This window comes from Sporosarcina aquimarina (genome assembly GCF_023715615.1).
In the GTDB taxonomy this organism is placed as follows: domain Bacteria; phylum Bacillota; class Bacilli; order Bacillales_A; family Planococcaceae; genus Sporosarcina; species Sporosarcina aquimarina_A.
In genome coordinates, this window is record NZ_JAMBOM010000001.1 from 344,399 (window position 1) to 365,480 (window position 21,082).

Here is a 21,082-nt window from a genome sequence, read left to right on the forward strand (position 1 = left end):
ATTGTAATTAGGTAATATGTAATGATTACTATAAATAACGATATAAAAGTATCGTAATAAGGAGAACGTAATGAAAAAACGTGCAGGCTTTAAGAGTGTGAAAAGTAGATTGCTAGTAGCATTTGGCGTTGTAGTCGTACTGGTTCTAGTGTTAGGTATTTATACATTAATGTCGGTAAGCTCAGTTAATCAAAAAACCCAGGAGATTGTTGAGCAAGACACTCAGTTAATGGCTATCGATTTAAAATTAGCGAATACGATGGCGGGACGTATGTCTGCAGTACGTGCCTATATACTATTCGGTGATGAGCAGTACAAAGAAGAGTTTTTCTCTTTAACGGACTCGGGAATTGAATTACAGGCTGAAGCTGAAAAGGTTGGGACATCTGACGAATTCGGTGACTTAGTCGATAAAATGATCAACTGGCGCAAAAAGCTATCCACGGATGTCATAGATGTGTACGACCAAAATAGAAAAGAACGTGCCGCTAAAAATTTGGAGGAATTATCTGCAGAAGGCACAGAACTGATTGCTGAATATCATAAAATTGCTGACTCGCGTGAAAAACTGACAGAAAAGCATGGAGAAGAGATCATTGCGAGTGGAAACCAGACACTAATTTGGATTTCAATTGTGCTACTGCTAGTTCTCGTTATCAGTATTGGAGCAGCCTTATTTACAGCACATGTGATAACAGTTCCAATTAAGAGTGTAATGGAGCGTATGAAACTAATTGCTGATGGTGATTTGAGCCACGAACCTTTATCTGTCACTTCTCGTGACGAAGTTGGACAGCTTGCAGCAGCTACAAACGACATGAGTTCGCACACACGCAATATGCTCAATGACATTAATGAAGTTTCTTCTTCCGTTTCAGCCCATAGTGAGGAGCTGACTCAGTCTTCGACGGAAGTGAATGCAGCGTCACAACAAATCGCAGTGACGATGCAAGAATTGACTTCAGGAATCGAAAGTGAAGCAAATACCGCAACGGATTTGGCGATGATGATGGAACGTTTTGTGGAACGGGTTGAGGATGCAAACCAAAAAGGTGAAGCTATCCAAAAGACGTCTAAAAATGTTTTGGATCAGACAGCTAATGGTGCCCAATTGATGGAATCCTCTACTGAACAGATGCAACGAATTGACGCAATCGTCCAAGAAGCTGTTACGAAAATCAAAGGATTGGATGTTCAATCACAAGAAATTTCGAAGCTTGTCGTTGTGATTAAGGATATAGCTGATCAGACGAATTTGTTGGCATTGAATGCAGCGATTGAAGCAGCTCGTGCTGGAGAGCACGGAAAAGGATTTGCCGTTGTTGCAGAAGAAGTACGGAAACTGGCTGAACAAGTTGCTGTATCTGTAACAGATATTACCGGAATCGTCGGTACGATTCAGCAAGAGTCGAGCAGCGTAGCGGGATCGCTTGAGTCGGGTTATGAAGAAGTGGAAAAAGGGACTGCACAACTGAAGACGACGCGTGAAACGTTTGCTGAAATTAGTGACGCGGTCAACAAGATGACTACAGATATAGGCATCATTTCTCAAAACCTTGAAGATATTGCAGCAGGTAGCGAAGAAATGAGTGAATCGGTAGAAGAAATCGCGGCTATTTCCGAGCAATCGGCTGCTGGCGTTCAAGAGACGGCAGCTGCTTCGCAACAAACGAGCAGTTCAATGGAAGAAGTGGCGGGCAGTTCTGCACAACTGGCGCAACTTGCCGAAAACTTGAATGGATTGGTACGAGAATTTAAGTTGTAAGGGAATAAGTTCGGAGAAGGGCTCATCCGCAGGAAATGCGGGTGGGTTTTTTTGATTACGGCTAATATTGCGGTCTGGGGAGGTTCTCAATCAGTCGCATGGAGTTGTCCGACAATGGCAAGGGGATGTTGATCAGATGTGGGCGTTTCTTCACCACATAGCCTGCTTTCTCCGACACATAAGGAAGTTTCACGATAATGATACATAATTTGGCATGGTTAAGGGGTTAATTAATAGCGCTGCGCTTGTTGTGGGATGGGCTATCTCGTTGCGAGAGGGTCTGGGGAGGTTCTCGATCAGTTGCGTGGAGTTGTCCGACAATGGGAAGGGGTTGTTCATCAGATGTGGGCGTTTCTTCACCACATAGCCTGCTTTCTCCGACACATAAGGAAGTTTCTCGATAATGATACATAATTCGGCATGGTTAAGGGTTAATTGGATAAAATTCATTTGTTAACATTTAGCGAGTGCATAATCAATTCATAAGTGCATCTAACTAGCTCAAAAAACGACACCTCGCTATTTAAGGAGATGTCGTTTTTGTTATTCTTCTTCTAGTCTAGGAACCAAGTCGAATATCTTTTGGTCTTCGAACGCATCGATGAGCCGGTCTAGCCAGTCGTAATACTCACGGATGTACAGTAATTTTTCAATATCTGTCTCGATAACTGCAAGGAGTTCATCAGTTATGTCGTCAGCGTGTTTAAGTTCTTTTAACTCAGCCAGTGATTTTCGGATTGCGGCCGTATGTAACGAGACGGCTCTTCTCCATTTGACGGTGAACATGTCGACGAAAATCTGATACCAGTCATCTTTCACTTCATATAAGTCTTTCCGGACGCCACGTTCCCATACCCGTTCGACCAGTTTGGCCTCTGAAAGAGAACGGATCGATGTACTCATACTCGTTTTACTCATTCCGAGTTCTGCGGACATGTCATCCAAGGTGAGTGGACGATTTTCAAAAAACATCATACCGAATTGTCTCCCAGCTGAAGGCGGGAGTCCGTAGAGATGGATGTTTTGTGCAATCGATTCCGTGATTCGTTTACGGGATTTTTCTAGTTTTTCGTACGCATCCATCAGGGATGATCCTCCTTGTGATGAACTATTTTCATCAGTCTTTGAACACTTCAGTATAGCTTAGAACAGATGAAAATGAAAAGCAATCAATACGTACAGAAAAAACTGTACGTACAATTCGTAAAGTAAATAATTTGTATTACAAACAGATTACAGCTATACTATGAAACATCGTTAAAATTGAATCGGGGGGTTAGCATGGAAGAGGCACTGTTAAAGAAGAAAATTGAAGTGAAAAATGCGTCTAAAATCTTCGGGAAATCGAGTAAACGCGCAGCTCAACTTCTTAAAGATGGCAAGACGAAGAAAGAGATATTGAAAGAAACTGGAGCGACGGTTGGTGTGAATAATGCCACATTTGAAGTGTTTGAAGGTGAGATATTTGTCATCATGGGGCTATCTGGAAGTGGGAAATCCACACTTGTACGCCTTCTAAATCGCTTAATCGACCCGACATCCGGACAGATTTTATTGGACGGGGAAGATATAGTGAAGATGAACAAAGAGCAACTTCGCAACGTCCGTCGGAAGAAGATTGGAATGGTGTTCCAAAACTTTGCTTTATTTCCACACAAAACAATCTTAGAGAACACGGAGTATGGCCTTGAAATTCAAGGGGTGGCAAAGGAAGAACGCAAGAATCATGCGATCGAATCGTTGCGCCTCGTTGGTCTAGCGGGCTATGAATCTCAATATCCGGGGCAACTGAGTGGGGGAATGCAGCAGCGCGTCGGGCTGGCTCGTGCGCTCGCAAATAATCCTGACATTTTACTGATGGATGAGGCGTTTAGTGCACTCGATCCATTGATTCGTAAAGATATGCAGGACGAATTGCTCCAGTTGCATGAAGATATGGGTAAGACGATCATCTTCATCACCCATGATTTGGATGAAGCACTCCGTATTGGCGATCGAATCGCACTCATGAAAGATGGAGAAATCGTGCAAATCGGTAGTCCGGAAGAGATTCTGATGAATCCTTCGAATGACTACGTCGAGCGTTTCGTTGAAGACGTTGACTTATCCAAGGTGCTGACGGCGAATCATATTATGAAGCATGCCGATACGGTGCAGATTGATAGAGGACCACGTGTTGCGCTTCGTTTAATGGAAAGTTTAAGGATTTCTTCAATTTATGTAGTAGATAAAGGCGGACGACTAATGGGAGCGCTCACTGCTCAAGATGCAGTTGCTGCGGCAGAGAAGAACCTTAAGATCGAGGATGTTTTGATTAAAGACGTCATTACAACAACAGGTGAAAGCGTTCTCACAGATCTCTTTGACATCGTTTCGACGGCAACGATCCCTGTTGCGGTGGTCGATGACAAGAACCGGTTGAAAGGTATAATCATTCGCGGGGCCATGATTGGTGCGCTAGCTGGTGACAATCAATTCATCAACGAGAATGGTGAAATTTCATCGGACGTAAAGGTTGAAGCGGAGGTGAAGGCACATGAATGAGTTATTACCACGCTTACCGTTTGCTGACTGGATCGATACGGGAGTTGACTGGCTGGTAGATGTGTTCGGCCCTCTATTTGATGGCATCGCGACAGGTCTCGAAGCGACAGTTGAAACGTTTGTGGACATCATGGATTTCCCACCATCGATTTTACTAGCCGTGATTTTTGCATTGCTAGCATGGTGGTTCTCGACGAAGAAAATTGCTCTTTTTACACTGATCGGCTTTCTCTTCATTGACTACTTAGGTTATTGGTATCCGATGCTTCAAATGCTCGCGCTCGTTCTGACGTCGGTCGCAATCGCCATAATTATTGGTGTGCCAATTGGTATTTGGATGTCGCAGCAGTTAATGGCGCGTAGGATTATTACGCCAATTTTAGATTTGATGCAAACGATGCCGGCGTTCGTGTACTTAATCCCAGCAATCTTCTTCTTCAATATCGGTGTCGTACCAGGACTTGTCGCGTCCATTATCTTTGCGATGCCGCCGACAATCCGATTGACGATGCTTGGCATTGAACAAGTTCCTAAAGATTTGATTGAAGCAACGGAAGCATTTGGTTCAACGACGTGGCAGCGCTTGTTGAAAGTACAAATTCCACTCGCAAAGCCGAATATTATGGCGGGTGTGAACCAGAGTATCATGCTTTCACTATCTATGGTTGTTATCGCGTCAATGGTTGGTGCACCAGGGCTGGGAACGAAAGTGTATCAAGCCGTTACGCAATTGAAAACCGGTGTAGGTGTTGAAACGGGTGTCGCAATTGTACTCGTTGCTATCATTCTGGACCGTATAACGCAACACGCAGGACGATCTAAACAAGGGGGAAAAGAATCATGAATTGGACGAAAAAGTTAGCTGGAATTAGCGCAGTTTCACTTTTAGCACTAGGACTTGCAGCGTGTGGGGATGATAGTAAGGACAAAGCTTCAGGAGATTCGGATAAAACCGCGGGTGAGATGGTAGATTACAAAATCACGGGGATTGACCCAGGTGCTGGCATCATGGAAGCGACAGATCGTGCGATTTCCGATTATGGGCTCGACAAGTGGGAACTGACTTCTGGATCAGGAGCGGCCATGACTGCTGCTTTGAAGAAAGCGTATGACAAAGAGGAACCCATTATTATTACGGGGTGGACTCCCCACTGGATGTTTACAAAGTATGACCTGAAATATTTGGACGATCCTAAAGGTTCTTACGGCGGTGAGGAAGAAATCCATACAATCGGTCGCCTAGGATTGGAAAAAGACTTCCCAGAAGCACACCAAATTCTTCAAAACTTCAAGTGGGATGAAGAAGATATGGGTGAAGTAATGATTGCGGTTATCGATGGGGAAGATCCCGAGGTTGCGGCAGAAAACTGGATTAAGGACAACAAAGACAAGGTAGCAGAATGGACAGACGGCGTTGAGAAAGTCGATGGGGAAGAATTTAACTTAGCGTATGTTGCTTGGGATAGTGAGATTGCAAGCACAAACGTAATGGCAAAAGTCTTGGAAGACCAAGGTTATAAAGTGAAAATGTCCCAAGTAGAAGCTGGACCAATGTGGACAGCGGTTGCGGACGGCAGTGCGGATGCATTGCTAGCAGGCTGGTTGCCAGTCACTCACAAAACATATGCTGAAAAGTATGACGGCAAGTTCGAAGATTTAGGAACAAGCATGACAGGCGTGAAGATTGGATTGACGGTTCCGGAATATATGGACATCAATTCGATTGAAGACTTGAAAGAATAAGATGGATTAGGATAGGAGACCCCGCTGGCTGATGTGTTTGGCTGGCGGGGTTTTTGTGTTGTGCAGGTGTAGTTGCTAGAGGAATCGGCAAAATGAAGGTAGCAATCGGCAATTTCGAGCCATGAATCGGAAAGATGATTAGCGAAATCGGCAAGTTCACGCAAAGAATAGGAACTAAGGGGAAATTAATCGGCAACGAGACACAAATCAACGTGATTAAGGGATTAATTGGTAGCGCTGCGCTTGTTGAGGGATGGGCTTTCAGGTTGTGAGAGGGCTGGGATTGTTCTCGATCAGTTGCGTGAGATTGTCCGTCACTGGGAGTGGATTGTTCATCAGATGGGCATGGTTCTTCATCACATAGCCCAATTTCTCCGACACATAGGGGAGTTTCTCGATAACGGGACACAATTCGGCATGGTTAAGGGATTAATTGGTAGCGCTACGCTTGTTGTGGGATGGGCTTTCTGGTTGTGAGAGGGCTGGGATCGTTCTCGATCAGTTGCGTGGGATTCTCTGACACTGGGTGTGGATTGTTCATCAGATGGGTGTAGTTCTTCATCACATTGCCCAATTTCTCCGACACATAGGGGAGTTTCTCGATAACGGAACACAATTCGGCATGGTTAAGGGGTGGGCTTTCAGGTTGTGAGAGGGCTGGGATTGTTCTCGATCAGTTGCGTGAGATTGTCCGACACTGGGAGTAGATTGTTCATCAGATAGGTGTGGTTCTTCATCACCTAGCCCGATTTCCCCGACACATAAGGAAGTTTCTCGATAACGGGACACAATTCGAATTATATACAATCAAAAAACACTCGAATGAGAGTGTTTAATGGTGGCGAATATTTTCTTTTATATACCCTCTATTTTTAGTTGCTCCTACTGGTGTTAAGTTCATTTTGAGTAGTGTTCGTCTCATGAATTGAGAGCATTGCACGCCACAAAATCTTCTACATTCCTCGTTAGTTAAGGGACCTTCGAACAAATGATACCAATCGTGTATGGCTTGCCGGTGAGCTGTTGTCGATCGAGTTCTACAGCTTGGGCAGCACCAGAATCGCCCACTTTTCTTCATTCCAAGTGAATCGCATGCAGGACAAACGACTCCAGTTAAAAAGTCATCGGATTTTATTGAATATGTTATAGAAATAGGTTTAGGCACATACGGGCGATGTTCTTTGACAATACGTTTGGCTAAGCCCTCAAACTCTGCGATCGAAAGTAGAGGATGATTTTTGTAAAGTGAGCGCACGTGTTGAGGAATTATGCTTGGAAAAAGGAACGGGAAGTCTGTTTTGAAAATCGATAATCTTTGTTTAGGGTATGCTAATACTACGCACCCCAAGACAGGAAGACTAATGTTTTTTGTTGTCAGCCAGTCTTCGAATAACTGACAGGTGTTAGTAAGTTGAGCTATCGGACTTGGAAATCCAGAAATTTGACCGTTATTTGCAATACGCAGGAGCTGTGGGGGATTCTCCGTTACAGAGAGTTCACCTGCAATATTTTTCACTTCGCAAATCAATGCGAATTCAGGGGTGAGGATCAGTGTGTCAATCTGGAAGAGAGAGCTTGAGGATAAAGACACATCGTTTAAAATGTGAGTTGGCATGGGGAACGTATAGTTACCAAGAATTCGGTCCAGTTCTTGCTCGCCTCCATACCCCGCTTTTGTTGATGCTACGCGTTGCTTTAGTTTTTCGTACTCGGGATGAGCTTCAGGTAATCGTTTCAAAGCGACTGTTAGCCCATCGAGAGCGGCTGGAAAAGATCGTTCTTTGTAAATTATCGCATGTCACATCCTTTCGTGTTATAAAGTTAATTCTACCATACTTGTTGGAATTATCTATTAATATATATTGTGCAATGTTGTCCATCAGTTAAAAGGAAATGTCCGACATGGGAGGGAGCTTGTTCATCACATAAAGTAACTTCTCCATCACATAGCAAGATTTCTCCGACACCTAGCGAAGTTTCTCGATAACGGGACACAATTTGGCATGGTTATGGGGTTAATTGGTAGCGCTTCGCTTGTTTGGGGAGGAGCTATTTCATTGTGAGAGGAGATTTTTATAGTAGACTGCGCTTTCGATCAGTTACGGGGAAATGCCCGGCAAAGGTGGGAGTTTGTTCATCATATACAGCAGTTTCTCCATCACATAGCAAGATTTCTCCGACACCTAGTGAAGTTTCTCGATAACAAGACACAATTTGGCATGGTAAAGGAGCTAATTAGTAGCGCTTCGCTTGCCTAGAATTGGGCTATATCATTGTGAGAGGAAATTTTTATAGTGGACTGCGCTTTCGATCAGTTACGGGGAAATGCCCGACAAAGGTGGGAGTTTGTTCATCACATAAAGTAATTTCTCCATCACATAGCAAGTTTTCTCCGACACCTAGTGAAGTTTCTCGATAACGAGACACAATTCGGCATGGTTAAGGGGTTAATTGGTAGCGCTACGTTTGCCTAGAAATGGGCTATATCAAACTACCAGATTTAGCATGTTATGCACAAATCCACACTACAGAATTTTCTGTAAAATCATCTTGCGCTTCACAAATTTGAATGGTACAATCATCTTCTGTTTCAAATTTCCCCAGTATTCTATCATCATCCGGAAACGACAGGACAAATTCTAGGAAAGCGGAGGATCTGTACATGCAGAGACACCCTGATTTTGAGTTTGAGGCTGAGCGTCTGGACTACACGGTGCATTACATGCGACGGCTTTTGGAAGAGTCGCAACGTGATGTCGAGGCCTCTCAAGAACAAATTCGTCACGCGATGGCGGATTTGGATTATTTGGATTCCAGTATGAGTTACATTAACATCCTCACGAACACACGGTTTTTCGAAATGGCGCGGTCCCAGAAGGAAGCGTTTGAAGCCATCCAGAAGAAGCCGTATTTTGCGCGTATTCATTTCCAACCTGATGATGAAAAAGACCAATTTTTGTACATTGGTAAGACGTCGGTGTTTCATCAGGAGACGCAAGAACCGATTATTGTCGACTGGCGATCACCTGTCGCAAATGTGTATTATGACGGGCGTTTAGGCGAAATGACGTACGATGTCCGAGGTGAAGAAGTTAGCGGTCATCTGCACTCAAAGCGACAATATCAGATTGAAGAAGGTGAATTGCTCGATGTCCGTGATATTGACCTGACGACAAACGATGAGTTATTACAGGAAGCGCTCGCGGGAAAAGCGGATGTCCGGTTGACTGAAATCATCTCGACCATTCAGTCAGAGCAGAATGATATTATCCGGGCGAGTTTACGCAAGCCGATTATTGTGCAAGGAGCTGCAGGTAGTGGGAAAACCACAATTGCGTTGCACCGGATTTCTTACTTCCTTTACACAAAAGGAACGGATTTTCCCGCTGAAAAACTAATGATTCTCGCACCCAGCAAATTGTTCATGGACTATATCGGAGATGTCCTTCCCGAGCTTGGTGTGGGCAGTATTTGCCAGACTACGTTTGAAGAGTATGTTCTAAATGCGACAGGCTTGAAGTTGAAATTGACTGATACGAATGCAAAACTTGAGCGTTTGGCATCATCGGATTCGTTGGATGAACCGTCGATAGCTATTGCTAGAATGAAAGGCTCCGCAGAGTATAGGTCGATTATGGCAAAGTACGTTCAAAAGCTCGAGCAACAAACAGTGGCACTATTCGAAGATGTTTTCATCGATAATTATCGGATCATGGGCGCAAAGCGATTACGGAAATTATTCCTGGAAGACTTCGGATATCTACCGATCGAAAAACGACTAGAACGAATTAAACTGATCATGAAATCCGAAGTCACGCGCAAGCGCAAGCAGCTGTACCAACTACTGTCTGATAAATATGAAGCAGCGCTAGATAAAGCATTGTATGGAATTCGTGATGATGACAAGCGTAGGGCTCGGATCACACGAATCATGGATGAGCGTGACGAACGACTACCTAAGATTGAGAAAGAAGGCAAGCAGAAGGTTGCTTCTTATATGAAGCGATTCAAAAAGTTCAACATCAAGCAATTGTATCGAAGTCTGCTGACGGATGCTGAATTACAGACAGAGTTAGCGCCTGAGTGGTCGACAGCATTTAAGGTTTCATTCCAAGAAGCACATTTGAAAACTACATGGGAAACTGAAGATTTGGCGGCATTTTATGACTTGCATGTGCAGTTGAAGGGGCTCGATAGTGAATGGAAGATGCGAGTTGTTTTCGTCGATGAAGCACAGGATTACAGTGAGTATCAGCTGGCTGCGTTACATGATGGACTTGAGACGGAATTGTTCACGCTGGTCGGTGACTTGGCACAAGGAATTCATAGTTACCGGGCGCTGACGTCGTGGGACCCAGTGCGGAAAATGTTGCCGAGCGCTACGTATACGACGCTTCAGAAGAGTTATCGGACAACGATTGAAATCATGAATCTGGCAAACACGGTGCTCGCGCAAATGGAGGAGGATTTGCCACTTGTTGAGCCGGTAGTTCGTCATGGAATCGATCCTGCGTTTTATGAAATGAACGAGCTGGATATTGGACGAGTCGGGATGATTTACGAATCGATTGTGGGGCGTGGTCATCGCTCTGTCGCTATGATTTGTAAAACAAATGCCGAAGCGAAACGCCTTTTTGGGGTGTTGTCCGAATGTGGAATGGCGGTCCAATTGCTGGACGAGCAAAGCGATATCGATGATTCCTGTATGCTCATTGTGCCGAGTGTTTTATCGAAAGGATTGGAATTCGATGCGGTCATAGTGGCAGCATTTCACGATCCATTTCGCAACACCCAGATTGACCGCAAGTTGCTGTACGTGGCAATGACGCGTCCGATGCACGAATTACACGTGTTAGGCGCTGCAGTAAAAGAAGTTTTAGGTGAATAAATTCTGCAATCCCGTGCGCGAGTAATGCGCTGCGGGTTTTTTTGTGGAGATTTAGCTAGTCGATAACGAGATACAATTCCACCCTCGTTACGGAATTAATTGGTAGCGCTACGCTTGTTTTAAAAGGGACGATCCATTCACAAGAGGAGCATTTTAAGTTGCCCGACACATCCAGACGTTTGTCCGCCCCCCCAAGTGTTTTCTCGGACACTCGGGTGAGTTTCTCCATCACAAAAGAGAATTTGTCCATCACTTAGAGGGATTTCTCGATAACGAGACACAATTCCACCCTCGTTACGGAATTAATTGGTAGCGCTACGCTTGTTTTAAAAGGGACGATCCATTCACAAGAGGAGCATTTTAAGTTGGCCGACACCCCAAGTGTTTTCTCGGACACTCGGGTGAGTTTCTCCATCACAAAAGAGAATTTGTCCATCACTTAGAGAAATTTCTCGATAACGAGACACAATTCAATACTCGATAAGGGACTAATTGGTAGCGCTACGCTTAATTACGAATGGGATTCTCCTTACTGAGAGTGAATCGGCACGATTAGGCGGTGAATTGCTAACCTACAAACCAACAAATCCTACGAAATTCTATCGCTTCCTTTGAAACCTCTGTCGAAATTTGGTGTAATAGGGAGAAGGAATAAACTAGGGGGATTCGTATTGGAGAAGGACATTCAGGAACCAACGCAACGATTGGCGGATAACACAGTGCCTGCACTCAGGTGGGGATCGACCATCAGCCATGTGATCTGGCTTGCTGTTTTCGGAGGATTCTGCGCCACCAGCCTGTATTTTTCCTGGTGGACCTGGACTCATTGGTTTAGTTATGTGCTCGTTGGAATAACGCTGATATCAGCTGTCTGGTCGATTGGATTGCGGCCAGTCTATTTACATAAGCATTTCCGCTATGGCTTTACGGAAGAATTTCTGCAGATAAAATCAGGTGCGTTCCATGAGCGTTATGAGCTCATACCGATGACGAAGATCCAGGCGGTTTCGACAAATCAAGGACCGATTCTAAGACGCTTCAGCTTATACTACTTGGAAATTGAAACGATGGGATCTAGTCATGACATTCCTGCTTTGCCGAAAGAAGTTGCGATTGAAGTGAGAAACCAAATCGCCCGCTACGCGAAAATTAAGGAAGTGGATGAATGATGGACATGAAGCGCTATCATCCGTTTTCGATTATATTCGACTTAGCGAATTTTGTGAAAAACTTTGCGATTCTAGTTTTTTTCGCGGTAGTCAACGTTGGTTCGGACTCTGGTATTGCCCGAATGGGTCAGATACTTTTTTTAGTTTCACTTGTCTTATCAATCATCGCCAGCGTCATGAAGTGGCTCACACGAAAGTATGCAGTAGACGAGTTTGCGTTTCATTTGAAAACGGGGATTTTTGAGAAGACAGAGCGAACGGTATACTTTGACAAAATACAAAATGTGCGTCGAAATACGTCGTTTTTACATAAACTGTTCGGCATGACTTCCATAACTTTTGAAACAGGAACGTCAGGGATGAACTCGAATGTGAAATTCGACGTTTTGAAACGTTCTGAAGCGAATCGTTTGGAAACTCTAGTTAAAGAGTTCATTCAACCCGGGGACGCGACAACAGAATCCGAAGACGAAACAGCTCCTATGATTGGGGACCGCATTGTCCACTTCACTCCAACAAGGAAAGATACTATTAAAGCTTCCTTCACATCATTCAGCTTTTTGATCATCTTGGCGATTGGTGTATCCCTCTTTTCTAAACTCGACAAACTGTATGATGTGGAAAATTATTTGGGAGGATGGTTTGTATCTGTCTTGACTTCGGCCTGGATTATCGCAGGTTTTATAGTAGGTCTCCTCGTACTTGCCGTGACAGTCGGTGTCATTTGGACGTTTGTAAAGTATGGAAACTATGAAATCGCTTCAGATGGGGAGCGGATCTACATTTCAAAAGGGGTTTTGGATGAAACAACGTTTTCCATCGCTAAGAAACGTGTGCAGGCAGTGGAAATTACGCAGTCCTTCATGAAAAGAATTTTTGGCCTCGCAGAAGTGAAGCTGATAAGTGCTGGCGATCTTGGGGATGGTGAGGATGAAGTCAGTTCGCTGTATCCGTTTTTGCCGGTGAAGCGGGCGTATGCAATGATTGCAGAGTTGCTACCAGACTATCAAGTAGTGCCAGATGCGGAGCGTTTGCCACGGCAATCTTTAATGGCACGTCTTATCAAACCTTATTGGTTCTGGGGGATTGTCACGATCTTGCTCGCCTATTTTAGACCAGAGGTATTCAAGTTGCATATTGGGTGGGCAATTGTTTCAATCACATTTCTTGTATTACTCATACTAAGCCGAGTACTTGGCTATTGGAACACTTCCTATGCGGTGAAAGGGCGATTCATTCAACTAAGTCAGGGGACATTTGAAAAAACGACGTTTCTCACGCGGCGCGACAAAATTATTGAGATATCTGTGAAACGGACGAAACTTCAGCAATGGTTTGGTCTTGCGACGATAGGTCTTATTAATCGTGCTAAACCGTTGCGTCATGAGACACTTCCGGATATGCCAATAAAAGAAGCACAGCAGTTTGTAAAGTGGTATGCCGAACGGACAAAAAATGTGCAGCTGAAGTGAAATAGGTTTAATCGGGATGTCTTCAGGAATAGACTAATTATAGACGTCTGTCTAAAAAAAGGGGTGTTGGAATGGGACGACGGAAAAAATTTGGAATGACGAGCATAGTTGTGCTCGTGACGTATCTATTAATGATTGTGATGAACTACTTGGCGAATGCGCTTCCGCTGAACGGGATGACGACGGGGGAAGTGTCGGATTCCTATAGCAATCTGTTTGCGCCAGCGGGTTATACGTTCGCAATTTGGGGACTTATTTACGTGCTACTTGCGTTTCATGTCATTTATCAACTAGGATTTTTTAGATCTGGTGAACGTTCAGAAGTGACGCAACTCGTGAAAAAAATCGCGGTCTATTTTTCGATTTCATCCGTAGCGAACGCACTATGGATTGTAGCATGGCATTATGGAAAGCTGGGGACTTCGATCGTTTTGATGCTCATCATTTTGGTGATCCTAATCATTATCAATGGCATGACGGTAAAAGCCGATCTGTCATTTAAAGAGAAGTTTTTCATCCGGCTACCGTTTAGTGTGTATTTTGGTTGGATTACAGTTGCCACGATCGCGAATATTACGGCGTATTTCGTTTCTATAGATTGGAACGGATTTGGATTGTCAGATCAGACCTGGACAGTCATCATTCTACTCGTTGGAACACTAATAGGAATTGCAACACTGCTTAAAAATTGGGTTGCGTCTTACGGGTTTGTCCTCGTTTGGTCGTATATCGGGATTTATAACAAACACGTATCGCCTGAAGGTTGGAATGAAGCCTATCCTGGAATAATATTGACGGTTTCTATTTGTATTGTCTTACTGACCTTACTAAGTTTGTGGGTACTGGTGAAACGACGGAAACGAACAAATTACAGTGGACGCATTCATTCGTTTAGATAATTGAGTTTCACGAGAAGTGAGAAAACTATTTGATGTATTATTCAGATTTTTTATTGACCATGCTGGTCGAAGTATGATATTCTTACTTCGACCGGTATGGTCTAATTTTTTGTTATGAAATCGACCGAGGTGGTCTAAAGAGGTGAGCACATGGTAAAGGCATTTGAAACGCTGGATGAATCTAAGAAAAAAAGAATTATAGATGCCGCGATACATGAGTTTTCGGAGCATCCGTATGAACAGGCATCGACGAATCGAATTGTGAAAGAAGCTCGCATCGGAAAGGGAATGCTGTTTCACTACTTTGAAACAAAACAAGCGCTTTATGAGTATTTGGTGGATCGTGCCCTCCGTGTGATGGAAGAGTTGTATGTTCACTATATTGATGTGTCAGAACCGGATTTCATTGAACGGATGAAAGGGTCTGCTAAGTTGAAGATGGATGTATATCGATTGCATCCAGACTTATTTAATTTTATCGGGCAAGTTGTTTTAGAGAAAGAGTCGAAAATACCGAAGGCGCTTGCTGAACGATTGGAAAAGATGCAACAAGATGGGATGACGAGTTTGTTCAAGGGAGTAGACTTATCCAAATTTCGAGACGATTTACCTGCAGATGAAGTGATGAAACTTATTAGTTGGTCGATTGAAGGATACGGTAATGAGCTAGTTGCAAAGCTGGATGGGCAGACATTCGTGGAATTGGAAGTGGATTCGTATTGGGATGATTTTTATGCATTTTTAGATGTTCTGAAGAGAATCTATTATAAATAGGGGTGTGGGGATGCCGGTTTTAGATGTTAAAGGGTTGAAAAAGACGTTTGGCAAGTTTAAGGCGCTTGATGGTGTGGATTTTGAAGTGAGAAAGGGCGAAGTGTTTGGATTCATCGGACCGAATGGGGCAGGGAAGTCTACGACGATTCGGGTGTTGCTGGGTCTGTTGAAACGGGATGGTGGGACAGCGACGATTTTTGACCAGGATGTTTGGTCAGACGCAGTAGCGATTCATCGAAAAATCGCATATGTCCCGGGGGATGTCAATTTGTGGCCAAATTTAACGGGCGGGGAAGTCATAGACTTGTTTGCTAGTATACAAGGCGATGTGAACGTCAAACTTCGTGAGGAACTGATTGTGAAGTTTGACTTGGACACCTCTAAAAAGTGTCGGACCTATTCGAAGGGGAATCGGCAAAAGGTTGCGCTAGTTGCTGCATTTGCATCTAATGCGGAGTTGTTTATACTCGATGAACCAACGTCAGGGTTGGATCCATTAATGGAACGCGTTTTTCAACAGTGTGTGGAAGAGGTGAAAGCTGCTGGTAAGAGTGTTCTGCTTTCAAGTCACATTCTTTCCGAAGTGGAGAGGTTGTGTGATCGAGTCGGAATTATTCGTTCAGGGGTGATAGTGGAAACAGGTACGCTAGCAGAATTGCGACATTTGACGCGTACGAACCTGTATGTGGAGTTGAATTCACCTGCTACCGATATTGGGCAGTTACCAGGCGTTCATGAGTTGGTAGAAGCTGGAGAAGGTTGGAAGTTTCAAGTGGATGGTGAAAAACTCGATGCTGTGATGTCGTATTTGAGTCCATATGGAATTCGAAGGTTGGAGAGTGCACCGCCCACACTCGAGGATTTGTTCATGCAACATTACGGAGACGTTACTGGAAGAGCAGAAGCAGGTGACTCTTAATGGGAAGTTCAATGGCTGGAAGCGCTCGACTGACTAGGTTTATCGTCAGACGTGATTTGTTTCGATTATTTCTTTGGGTTATGAGCATTTCCGTTGTAACGCTTGCAGTACCGCTTGCATTTCAGGAGTTGTATCCGTCACAGAAACAGCGGGATGTGATGGCTGAAACGATGCGGAATCCTGCGATGACAGCGATGGTGGGACCCGGTGACTTGGAAAACTATACGCTCGGTGCGATGACGACGCATCAGATGTTGTTGCTGACGGCTGTTGCTGTTGCATTGATGAACATTCTACTTGCCGTGCGATTCACGAGGGCTGAAGAGGAAGCCGGGATGACAGAAATGATTCGTTCCCTGTCCGTAGACCGACGTTCTCCGCTACTCTCCGCAGTGACTGTTTTGTTGGGGGTAAATGCAGTCCTTGCTTTCTTTCTTTGGATAGGTCTTACTAGTTTGAGAATAGAGGGGATTGAGAGTTTCGGAGCGCTATTATATGGGGGGACTCTTGGTGGAGTGGGGCTCTTTTTTGGAGGAGTTACTGTAGTTTGTGCGCAGCTGTTAGAAAGTGCACGCGGGGCGACGAGTCTTGCGATGAGTGTTCTTGTAGGTTCGTATGTAATTCAATCGTCAGGGAATGTTACAGAATCGGTAATGATTTGGTTATCTCCATTCGGTTGGGTGACTTCCGTTCAACCATTTAGTGATAACAATGGATGGCCGATCGTGTTTCTGATTGTTAGTGGTTTGGTGTTAGGGAGCGTAGCTGGTATTTTACAAGGGAAACGAGACCTAGGTTCAGGATTCATTCATCAAAAGCGAGGTCGGTCACATGCTTCTGTTTTTCTCAAAACTCCACTTGCGCTCGTGTTGCGTCTACAAAGGACGGGAATTAGCATTTGGGCAATCGGAATGCTTATCCTGGGACTCTCGTATGGTTCCATCCTTGGTGATCTAGAATCGTTTTTCGAGGGGAACGAATTACTAGCGAATATGCTTGCTGGTAACTCGGATAGACCGGTCGCTGAACAGTTTTTACCCATGCTGATGCTCGTCATGGCATTCATTGCTACGATCCCTGGAATACTAGCTCTGCACAAATTGTTGGGTGAAGAGAAGAAAGGTCGAGTCGATAGTGTGCTAGGTCGGAGCGTATCGAAGACACGACTACTGGGAGTATACGTATTGGTAGCAGTCATGAATGGAGTTGTGATGAATTCTCTTGCAGCGGCTGGGTTGTGGGTAGCGGGCAGGAGTGTTATGGCTGAACCGCTAACAAGCGCATCGGTTTTCGGGGCGAGCGCTGTCCTCCTGCCTGCTATTGCGGTAATGATTGGGGTGAGTTGTTTAATCGTCGGTATCGCACCTCGATGGAGCTCGCTTGTCTGGTTGTATATCGTCTATTCGTTTATCACGTTGTATCTCGGGAGTTTGTTTCACGTGCCAGAATGGGCAGCAAAACTTTCCCCGTTTGGGTGGGTGTCAGAGTGGCCAAGTGAATCAATTAATTGGATAGCGGAAGGTAGTTTGTTAGCAACAGCTGCAGTGTTAGTTGTCATTGGGGTGTTCGGATATCGAAAAAGGGATATCTTGTAGAGGTGCGTTCTAATGAGAATAAAAGGATAGAATCATACAAAAAACTGATTATTATAATGATATCTATTGTGTCATAGATGGTCATGTCCCTCTATATCCTGTATACTGACAGTAGGAAATTATTGGGGTGTGAGTAGATATGAAACCATTTGATCAATTCATTCACTATATAACGGAACATACAGATGAACTAGCAGCGACAATCGTGGAGCAGGTTTGCGAAAAGCTGCCAGTCGAGGTTCCTCAAGTTGAGCAACAACAAGCGTTGCTTATGTACAAAGAACTGTGGCAGTCTCTCGGAGAATCGTTGCGAAGTGAGCATCTTGAAATCCCAGAAGCACTTATGACATGGAGTCGTAGCAATGCTGCCATGCAGACAAAAAACGGAGGTAAAATCTCTGTCATTGTGGATCGATATCCTTCTACACGAATCGTTTTCTCCAATGTACTTGTTGAAATAAGTGAAAAGCTGGAGCTTTCTTTAAAAGAGTTTGCGCTTGTCAACAAACAAGTAAATGCAATGCTGGATATCAGCCTCAATGAAACGTATTATGCATTTGAGAAGCTTTCTGAACTTTATCGAACAAGTACTCAAAAGGAACTAGCGAAGTTATCGGCACCCATTGTCCCAGTAAAGGATGGCATTGTCATTATCCCGTTTATCGGAGAAATCACTGATGATCGCGCGTTTGCGATTATGAATAATGTCTTGCCTAAAGTTGCAAAAATGGATGTAGAATGTACCATTGCGGATTTCTCTGGTCTTGTTTCAGTGGATGATCAGGTAGTTCGAGCACTTCATCAAATTGAAGACGCACTCAGTCTGATGGGGATACATGTCATTACAACGGGACTTAGACCAGAACTTGCACAGAAGATTGTTAACTCGGGTATGGATTTTGCTGGAACGAAGTATTATGCAACCGTCAAACAGGCATTGGAAAGCTTGCTGTGAATTTGTAGTATGTGTAAAATGCGGTCTCTATCTTTTTAGAGTCCGTTTTTTTGTCGTTTCGGGACTCTCGTATGTGTGTCAAAAGATATAGAAAAACCAGCCGGATGATAACGGCTGGTTCGCTTTATAGAGATCCGATTCAGGATTGTATGTAGGTGTTCTGTTTGCTACAAGATAGAAGTCTATTTTGAACAGTGAGCTCTTCTTCAGTGAGTAATCCAGATTCCCGTAAGTCCTTAAGACGCTTCAGCTCGCTTGCTAAAAACTCTTGGCGAGAGGGATGTTGGATACTGTTCGGTTGTGCAAGTTGTTTCGACTGTTTTTTTATGAAGACAACACCTAAATAAAGAGAGAAACAGGTAAGAAGCAATATAATTCCTATACTAATTGACTTTGTAAATCCCCAAGTGACTAGCAGGACAAAAATACCGAGAACAGACCAGCTCATCTAGTTCAACCTCCACTGCATGATAAGACTATCTTATCTAGAAAACGAAAAAAAGTACACAGGTAAAAAGAATCATATCCTTTTGTTCTGTAGGTTGTATTCATCTTTATAAGGCAGGATAGTATTAGGAAATTTGTGTTGTAGAAAGTAGAAGCTATTAAAGAATGCTTTTTAACAGAAAATCCCGTTGTTCTAGGAATATCTGGATTATTAAAGATGACTTCTGATAATTAACTTATGCCCCAAATCGTTTAAGTAGCTCTTAAGTGTGAGTAAATCGAGCGTTAAAATAGACTGTCTTTAATCTCATCCACGCCTATGATGACGGTATTTAAATGTTTATCAGTGGAAAAATCAGTCGATGAAAACGTAACTCTCCATATTAGATATAGCCGGTTTTTAATCGGGCGATACGAAGCAGTATATAAAGGATGAGCTAGTGGAATTCTTAATAAATTTCTAAGAAGACCACGTCAAATAATTGTTCAAATTGTATTTTTTTAGTCGATATAAATACTAATATATGCAAAGCTGATTATTACAGGGGGAAACAAATTGAAGAGAGAAAATAAAATCTACCAGAAGTGGGCGTTACTGATTGTTCTAGTGATTACTATATCATTCATATCACCAGTGATGGCGGAGGCGGACGGCTTTCGGGATGTCTCACCTGCATACGAAGAAGCTGTGAATTACTTAACAAGTAAGAATTATGCAAATGGAATTACGCCAACACTTTTTGGTACGGGGCAACCGATAACTCGAGGAAGTGCAGCTGTTATATTGGCAAACGCATTGGAGTTGCCGATGAATCCCTCTGCCATTCGGGAATTTTCTGACGTTCCTGCACGTGCTAATCCGGCAGTGAATGCTTTGAAATATGCAGGAATCATTCGTGGGAAAAGCGATCACTATTTCGGATTCTCCGAGCCTATTAAAAGAGGCGAGATGGCGCTCATGCTAAGCCATACGAAGGCTTATGCATTACAGGGTGATGCTTCAAGCGTTTCGTTTCGTGATGTCAACAGTCGTTATATGAACGCTGTTGCAGGTTTGGTTTCCAGCGGGATAACTAGAGGGAAGTCGGATACGCAGTTTGGAACAAACGATTTGCTGAAGCGTGGGGAGTTTGCGGTATTCGTGTATCGTGCGGAAATGGACAAAATAACAAAATCCATGCCTGATTCTTACAGTCAACTTGCGAGTAAGTTAAGAAGCGGTAATGTAAAATCCATCAAATTGATCGGCGATAGCATTACAGCTGGTGCTGGAGGAGACGGATATGCGGTTCCTATAGATGGACGAGTGATTTTACAAGATGGGAAATCGACGTATCGTGAATCGTCCCATAACGCAGATACGTGGGCGAATGGATTCCGCACGTATGTTGCAAATCAGAAGTTTGGTTCGGTGGATTTTTTCAATGCGGGCATTAGCGGGAAGACAGCGAAATGGTCTTTGGAGCGTGTGGATAAACTCGTTTCATCCAAAGAAGATGTTGTTTTTGTCATGCTTGGTACGAATGACCGTCTCATTGGGGACCTCGATCAGTATGAGCAAACGATTCGCAAATTGCTAAGTGAGGTGGACAAGCGATCGGAGCTCATGGTTGTTATGGCACCCCCACCCTCAACAAACGAAATCGCAAATTATCAGTTCTCACCTGATAGTATTAATAACTTGTTGAAACGGATTAGTAGCGAAAGTGGATACATGTTCGTGTCGCATTACGATGCGTTGAATGCATATCTAGCTCAACACCCTGACAAATCATATGAAGAACTGATGGAAACAGATAGTCCACATCCAACGAGCGCTGGTTATGCTGTGATGTGGCAAGCAATACAAGAAAAGTTCCAGTTGAAATGAAAAGAACCCCCTTTGAGATTTCTTGAAGGGGGTTAAAATATG

Annotated in this window: 17 protein-coding genes; 13 read left to right on the forward strand and 4 right to left on the reverse strand. The window is 43.8% G+C overall.

The window, feature by feature from the left end; all coding sequences use genetic code 11:
* Positions 1 to 70 precede the first annotated feature (70 nt).
* The gene (locus tag M3197_RS01600) at positions 71 to 1,765 is read left to right on the forward strand and encodes a methyl-accepting chemotaxis protein (RefSeq protein WP_251658259.1); all 1,695 of its coding nucleotides are present in this window, start codon (positions 71 to 73) and stop codon (positions 1,763 to 1,765) included.
* A 543-nt stretch (positions 1,766 to 2,308) separates the two neighbouring features.
* On the opposite strand, the gene M3197_RS01605 is transcribed toward M3197_RS01600, so the two are convergent.
* On the reverse strand, positions 2,309 to 2,848 hold the full coding sequence (locus M3197_RS01605) for a GbsR/MarR family transcriptional regulator (protein ID WP_251658260.1): 540 nt from the start codon (positions 2,846 to 2,848) through the stop codon (positions 2,309 to 2,311).
* 198 nt (positions 2,849 to 3,046) lie between these two features.
* Here M3197_RS01605 and M3197_RS01610 point away from each other — a divergent pair, with 198 nt between their 5' ends.
* The 3 genes from M3197_RS01610 to M3197_RS01620 are packed head-to-tail and all read left to right on the forward strand — an operon-like array spanning position 3,047 to position 6,052.
* The gene (locus tag M3197_RS01610; protein ID WP_251658261.1) at positions 3,047 to 4,309 is read left to right on the forward strand and encodes a quaternary amine ABC transporter ATP-binding protein; all 1,263 of its coding nucleotides are present in this window, start codon (positions 3,047 to 3,049) and stop codon (positions 4,307 to 4,309) included.
* On the forward strand, positions 4,302 to 5,153 hold the full coding sequence (locus M3197_RS01615; protein WP_251658262.1) for an ABC transporter permease: 852 nt from the start codon (positions 4,302 to 4,304) through the stop codon (positions 5,151 to 5,153). Before M3197_RS01610 ends, M3197_RS01615 begins: the two co-directional genes overlap by 8 nt.
* The gene (locus M3197_RS01620) at positions 5,150 to 6,052 is read left to right on the forward strand and encodes a glycine betaine ABC transporter substrate-binding protein (protein WP_251658263.1); all 903 of its coding nucleotides are present in this window, start codon (positions 5,150 to 5,152) and stop codon (positions 6,050 to 6,052) included. Before M3197_RS01615 ends, M3197_RS01620 begins: the two co-directional genes overlap by 4 nt.
* Here the strand turns inward: M3197_RS01620 and M3197_RS01625 are convergent.
* Positions 6,024 to 6,461, reverse strand: a complete 438-nt coding sequence (locus M3197_RS01625; RefSeq protein ID WP_251658264.1) for a hypothetical protein — start codon at positions 6,459 to 6,461, stop codon at positions 6,024 to 6,026. The two genes, M3197_RS01620 and M3197_RS01625, sit on opposite strands and share 29 nt — an antisense overlap.
* A 423-nt stretch (positions 6,462 to 6,884) precedes the next feature.
* On the reverse strand, positions 6,885 to 7,790 hold the full coding sequence (locus M3197_RS01630; RefSeq protein ID WP_251658265.1) for a nuclease-related domain-containing protein: 906 nt from the start codon (positions 7,788 to 7,790) through the stop codon (positions 6,885 to 6,887).
* A 924-nt stretch (positions 7,791 to 8,714) separates the two neighbouring features.
* On the opposite strand from M3197_RS01630, the gene helD reads away from it, so the two are divergent.
* The 8 genes from helD to M3197_RS01670 all read left to right on the forward strand — a co-directional run bounded on the left by helD (position 8,715) and on the right by M3197_RS01670 (position 18,723).
* On the forward strand, positions 8,715 to 10,940 hold the full coding sequence (gene helD, locus M3197_RS01635; RefSeq protein ID WP_251658266.1) for an RNA polymerase recycling motor HelD: 2,226 nt from the start codon (positions 8,715 to 8,717) through the stop codon (positions 10,938 to 10,940).
* A gap of 704 nt (positions 10,941 to 11,644) precedes the next feature.
* The gene (locus M3197_RS01640; protein WP_251658267.1) at positions 11,645 to 12,109 is read left to right on the forward strand and encodes a PH domain-containing protein; all 465 of its coding nucleotides are present in this window, start codon (positions 11,645 to 11,647) and stop codon (positions 12,107 to 12,109) included.
* Positions 12,106 to 13,581 carry a PH domain-containing protein gene (locus tag M3197_RS01645; RefSeq protein ID WP_251658268.1) on the forward strand — a complete coding sequence of 492 codons (1,476 nt, stop codon included), beginning with the start codon at positions 12,106 to 12,108 and terminating at the stop codon, positions 13,579 to 13,581. Before M3197_RS01640 ends, M3197_RS01645 begins: the two co-directional genes overlap by 4 nt.
* A gap of 71 nt (positions 13,582 to 13,652) precedes the next feature.
* The gene (locus M3197_RS01650) at positions 13,653 to 14,480 is read left to right on the forward strand and encodes a TspO-related membrane protein (RefSeq protein WP_251658269.1); all 828 of its coding nucleotides are present in this window, start codon (positions 13,653 to 13,655) and stop codon (positions 14,478 to 14,480) included.
* A 150-nt stretch (positions 14,481 to 14,630) separates the two neighbouring features.
* Positions 14,631 to 15,254, forward strand: a complete 624-nt coding sequence (locus M3197_RS01655) for a TetR/AcrR family transcriptional regulator (protein WP_251658270.1) — start codon at positions 14,631 to 14,633, stop codon at positions 15,252 to 15,254.
* Positions 15,255 to 15,264: 10 nt separating this feature from the next.
* Positions 15,265 to 16,173 (forward strand): ABC transporter ATP-binding protein, encoded by a 909-nt coding sequence (locus M3197_RS01660; protein WP_251658271.1) that lies wholly within the window; start codon positions 15,265 to 15,267, stop codon positions 16,171 to 16,173.
* On the forward strand, positions 16,173 to 17,768 hold the full coding sequence (locus tag M3197_RS01665; protein ID WP_251658272.1) for an ABC transporter permease: 1,596 nt from the start codon (positions 16,173 to 16,175) through the stop codon (positions 17,766 to 17,768). Before M3197_RS01660 ends, M3197_RS01665 begins: the two co-directional genes overlap by 1 nt.
* A gap of 139 nt (positions 17,769 to 17,907) precedes the next feature.
* On the forward strand, positions 17,908 to 18,723 hold the full coding sequence (locus tag M3197_RS01670; RefSeq protein WP_251658273.1) for an STAS domain-containing protein: 816 nt from the start codon (positions 17,908 to 17,910) through the stop codon (positions 18,721 to 18,723).
* A 139-nt stretch (positions 18,724 to 18,862) separates the two neighbouring features.
* Here the strand turns inward: M3197_RS01670 and M3197_RS01675 are convergent, their stop codons facing one another.
* Positions 18,863 to 19,171, reverse strand: coding sequence for an SHOCT domain-containing protein (locus M3197_RS01675; RefSeq protein ID WP_251658274.1), 309 nt, complete (start codon positions 19,169 to 19,171; stop codon positions 18,863 to 18,865).
* Positions 19,172 to 19,726: 555 nt separating this feature from the next.
* On the opposite strand from M3197_RS01675, the gene M3197_RS01680 reads away from it, so the two are divergent.
* Positions 19,727 to 21,040, forward strand: a complete 1,314-nt coding sequence (locus M3197_RS01680) for an S-layer homology domain-containing protein (protein ID WP_251658275.1) — start codon at positions 19,727 to 19,729, stop codon at positions 21,038 to 21,040.
* The last annotated feature ends 42 nt before the right edge of the window (positions 21,041 to 21,082 follow it).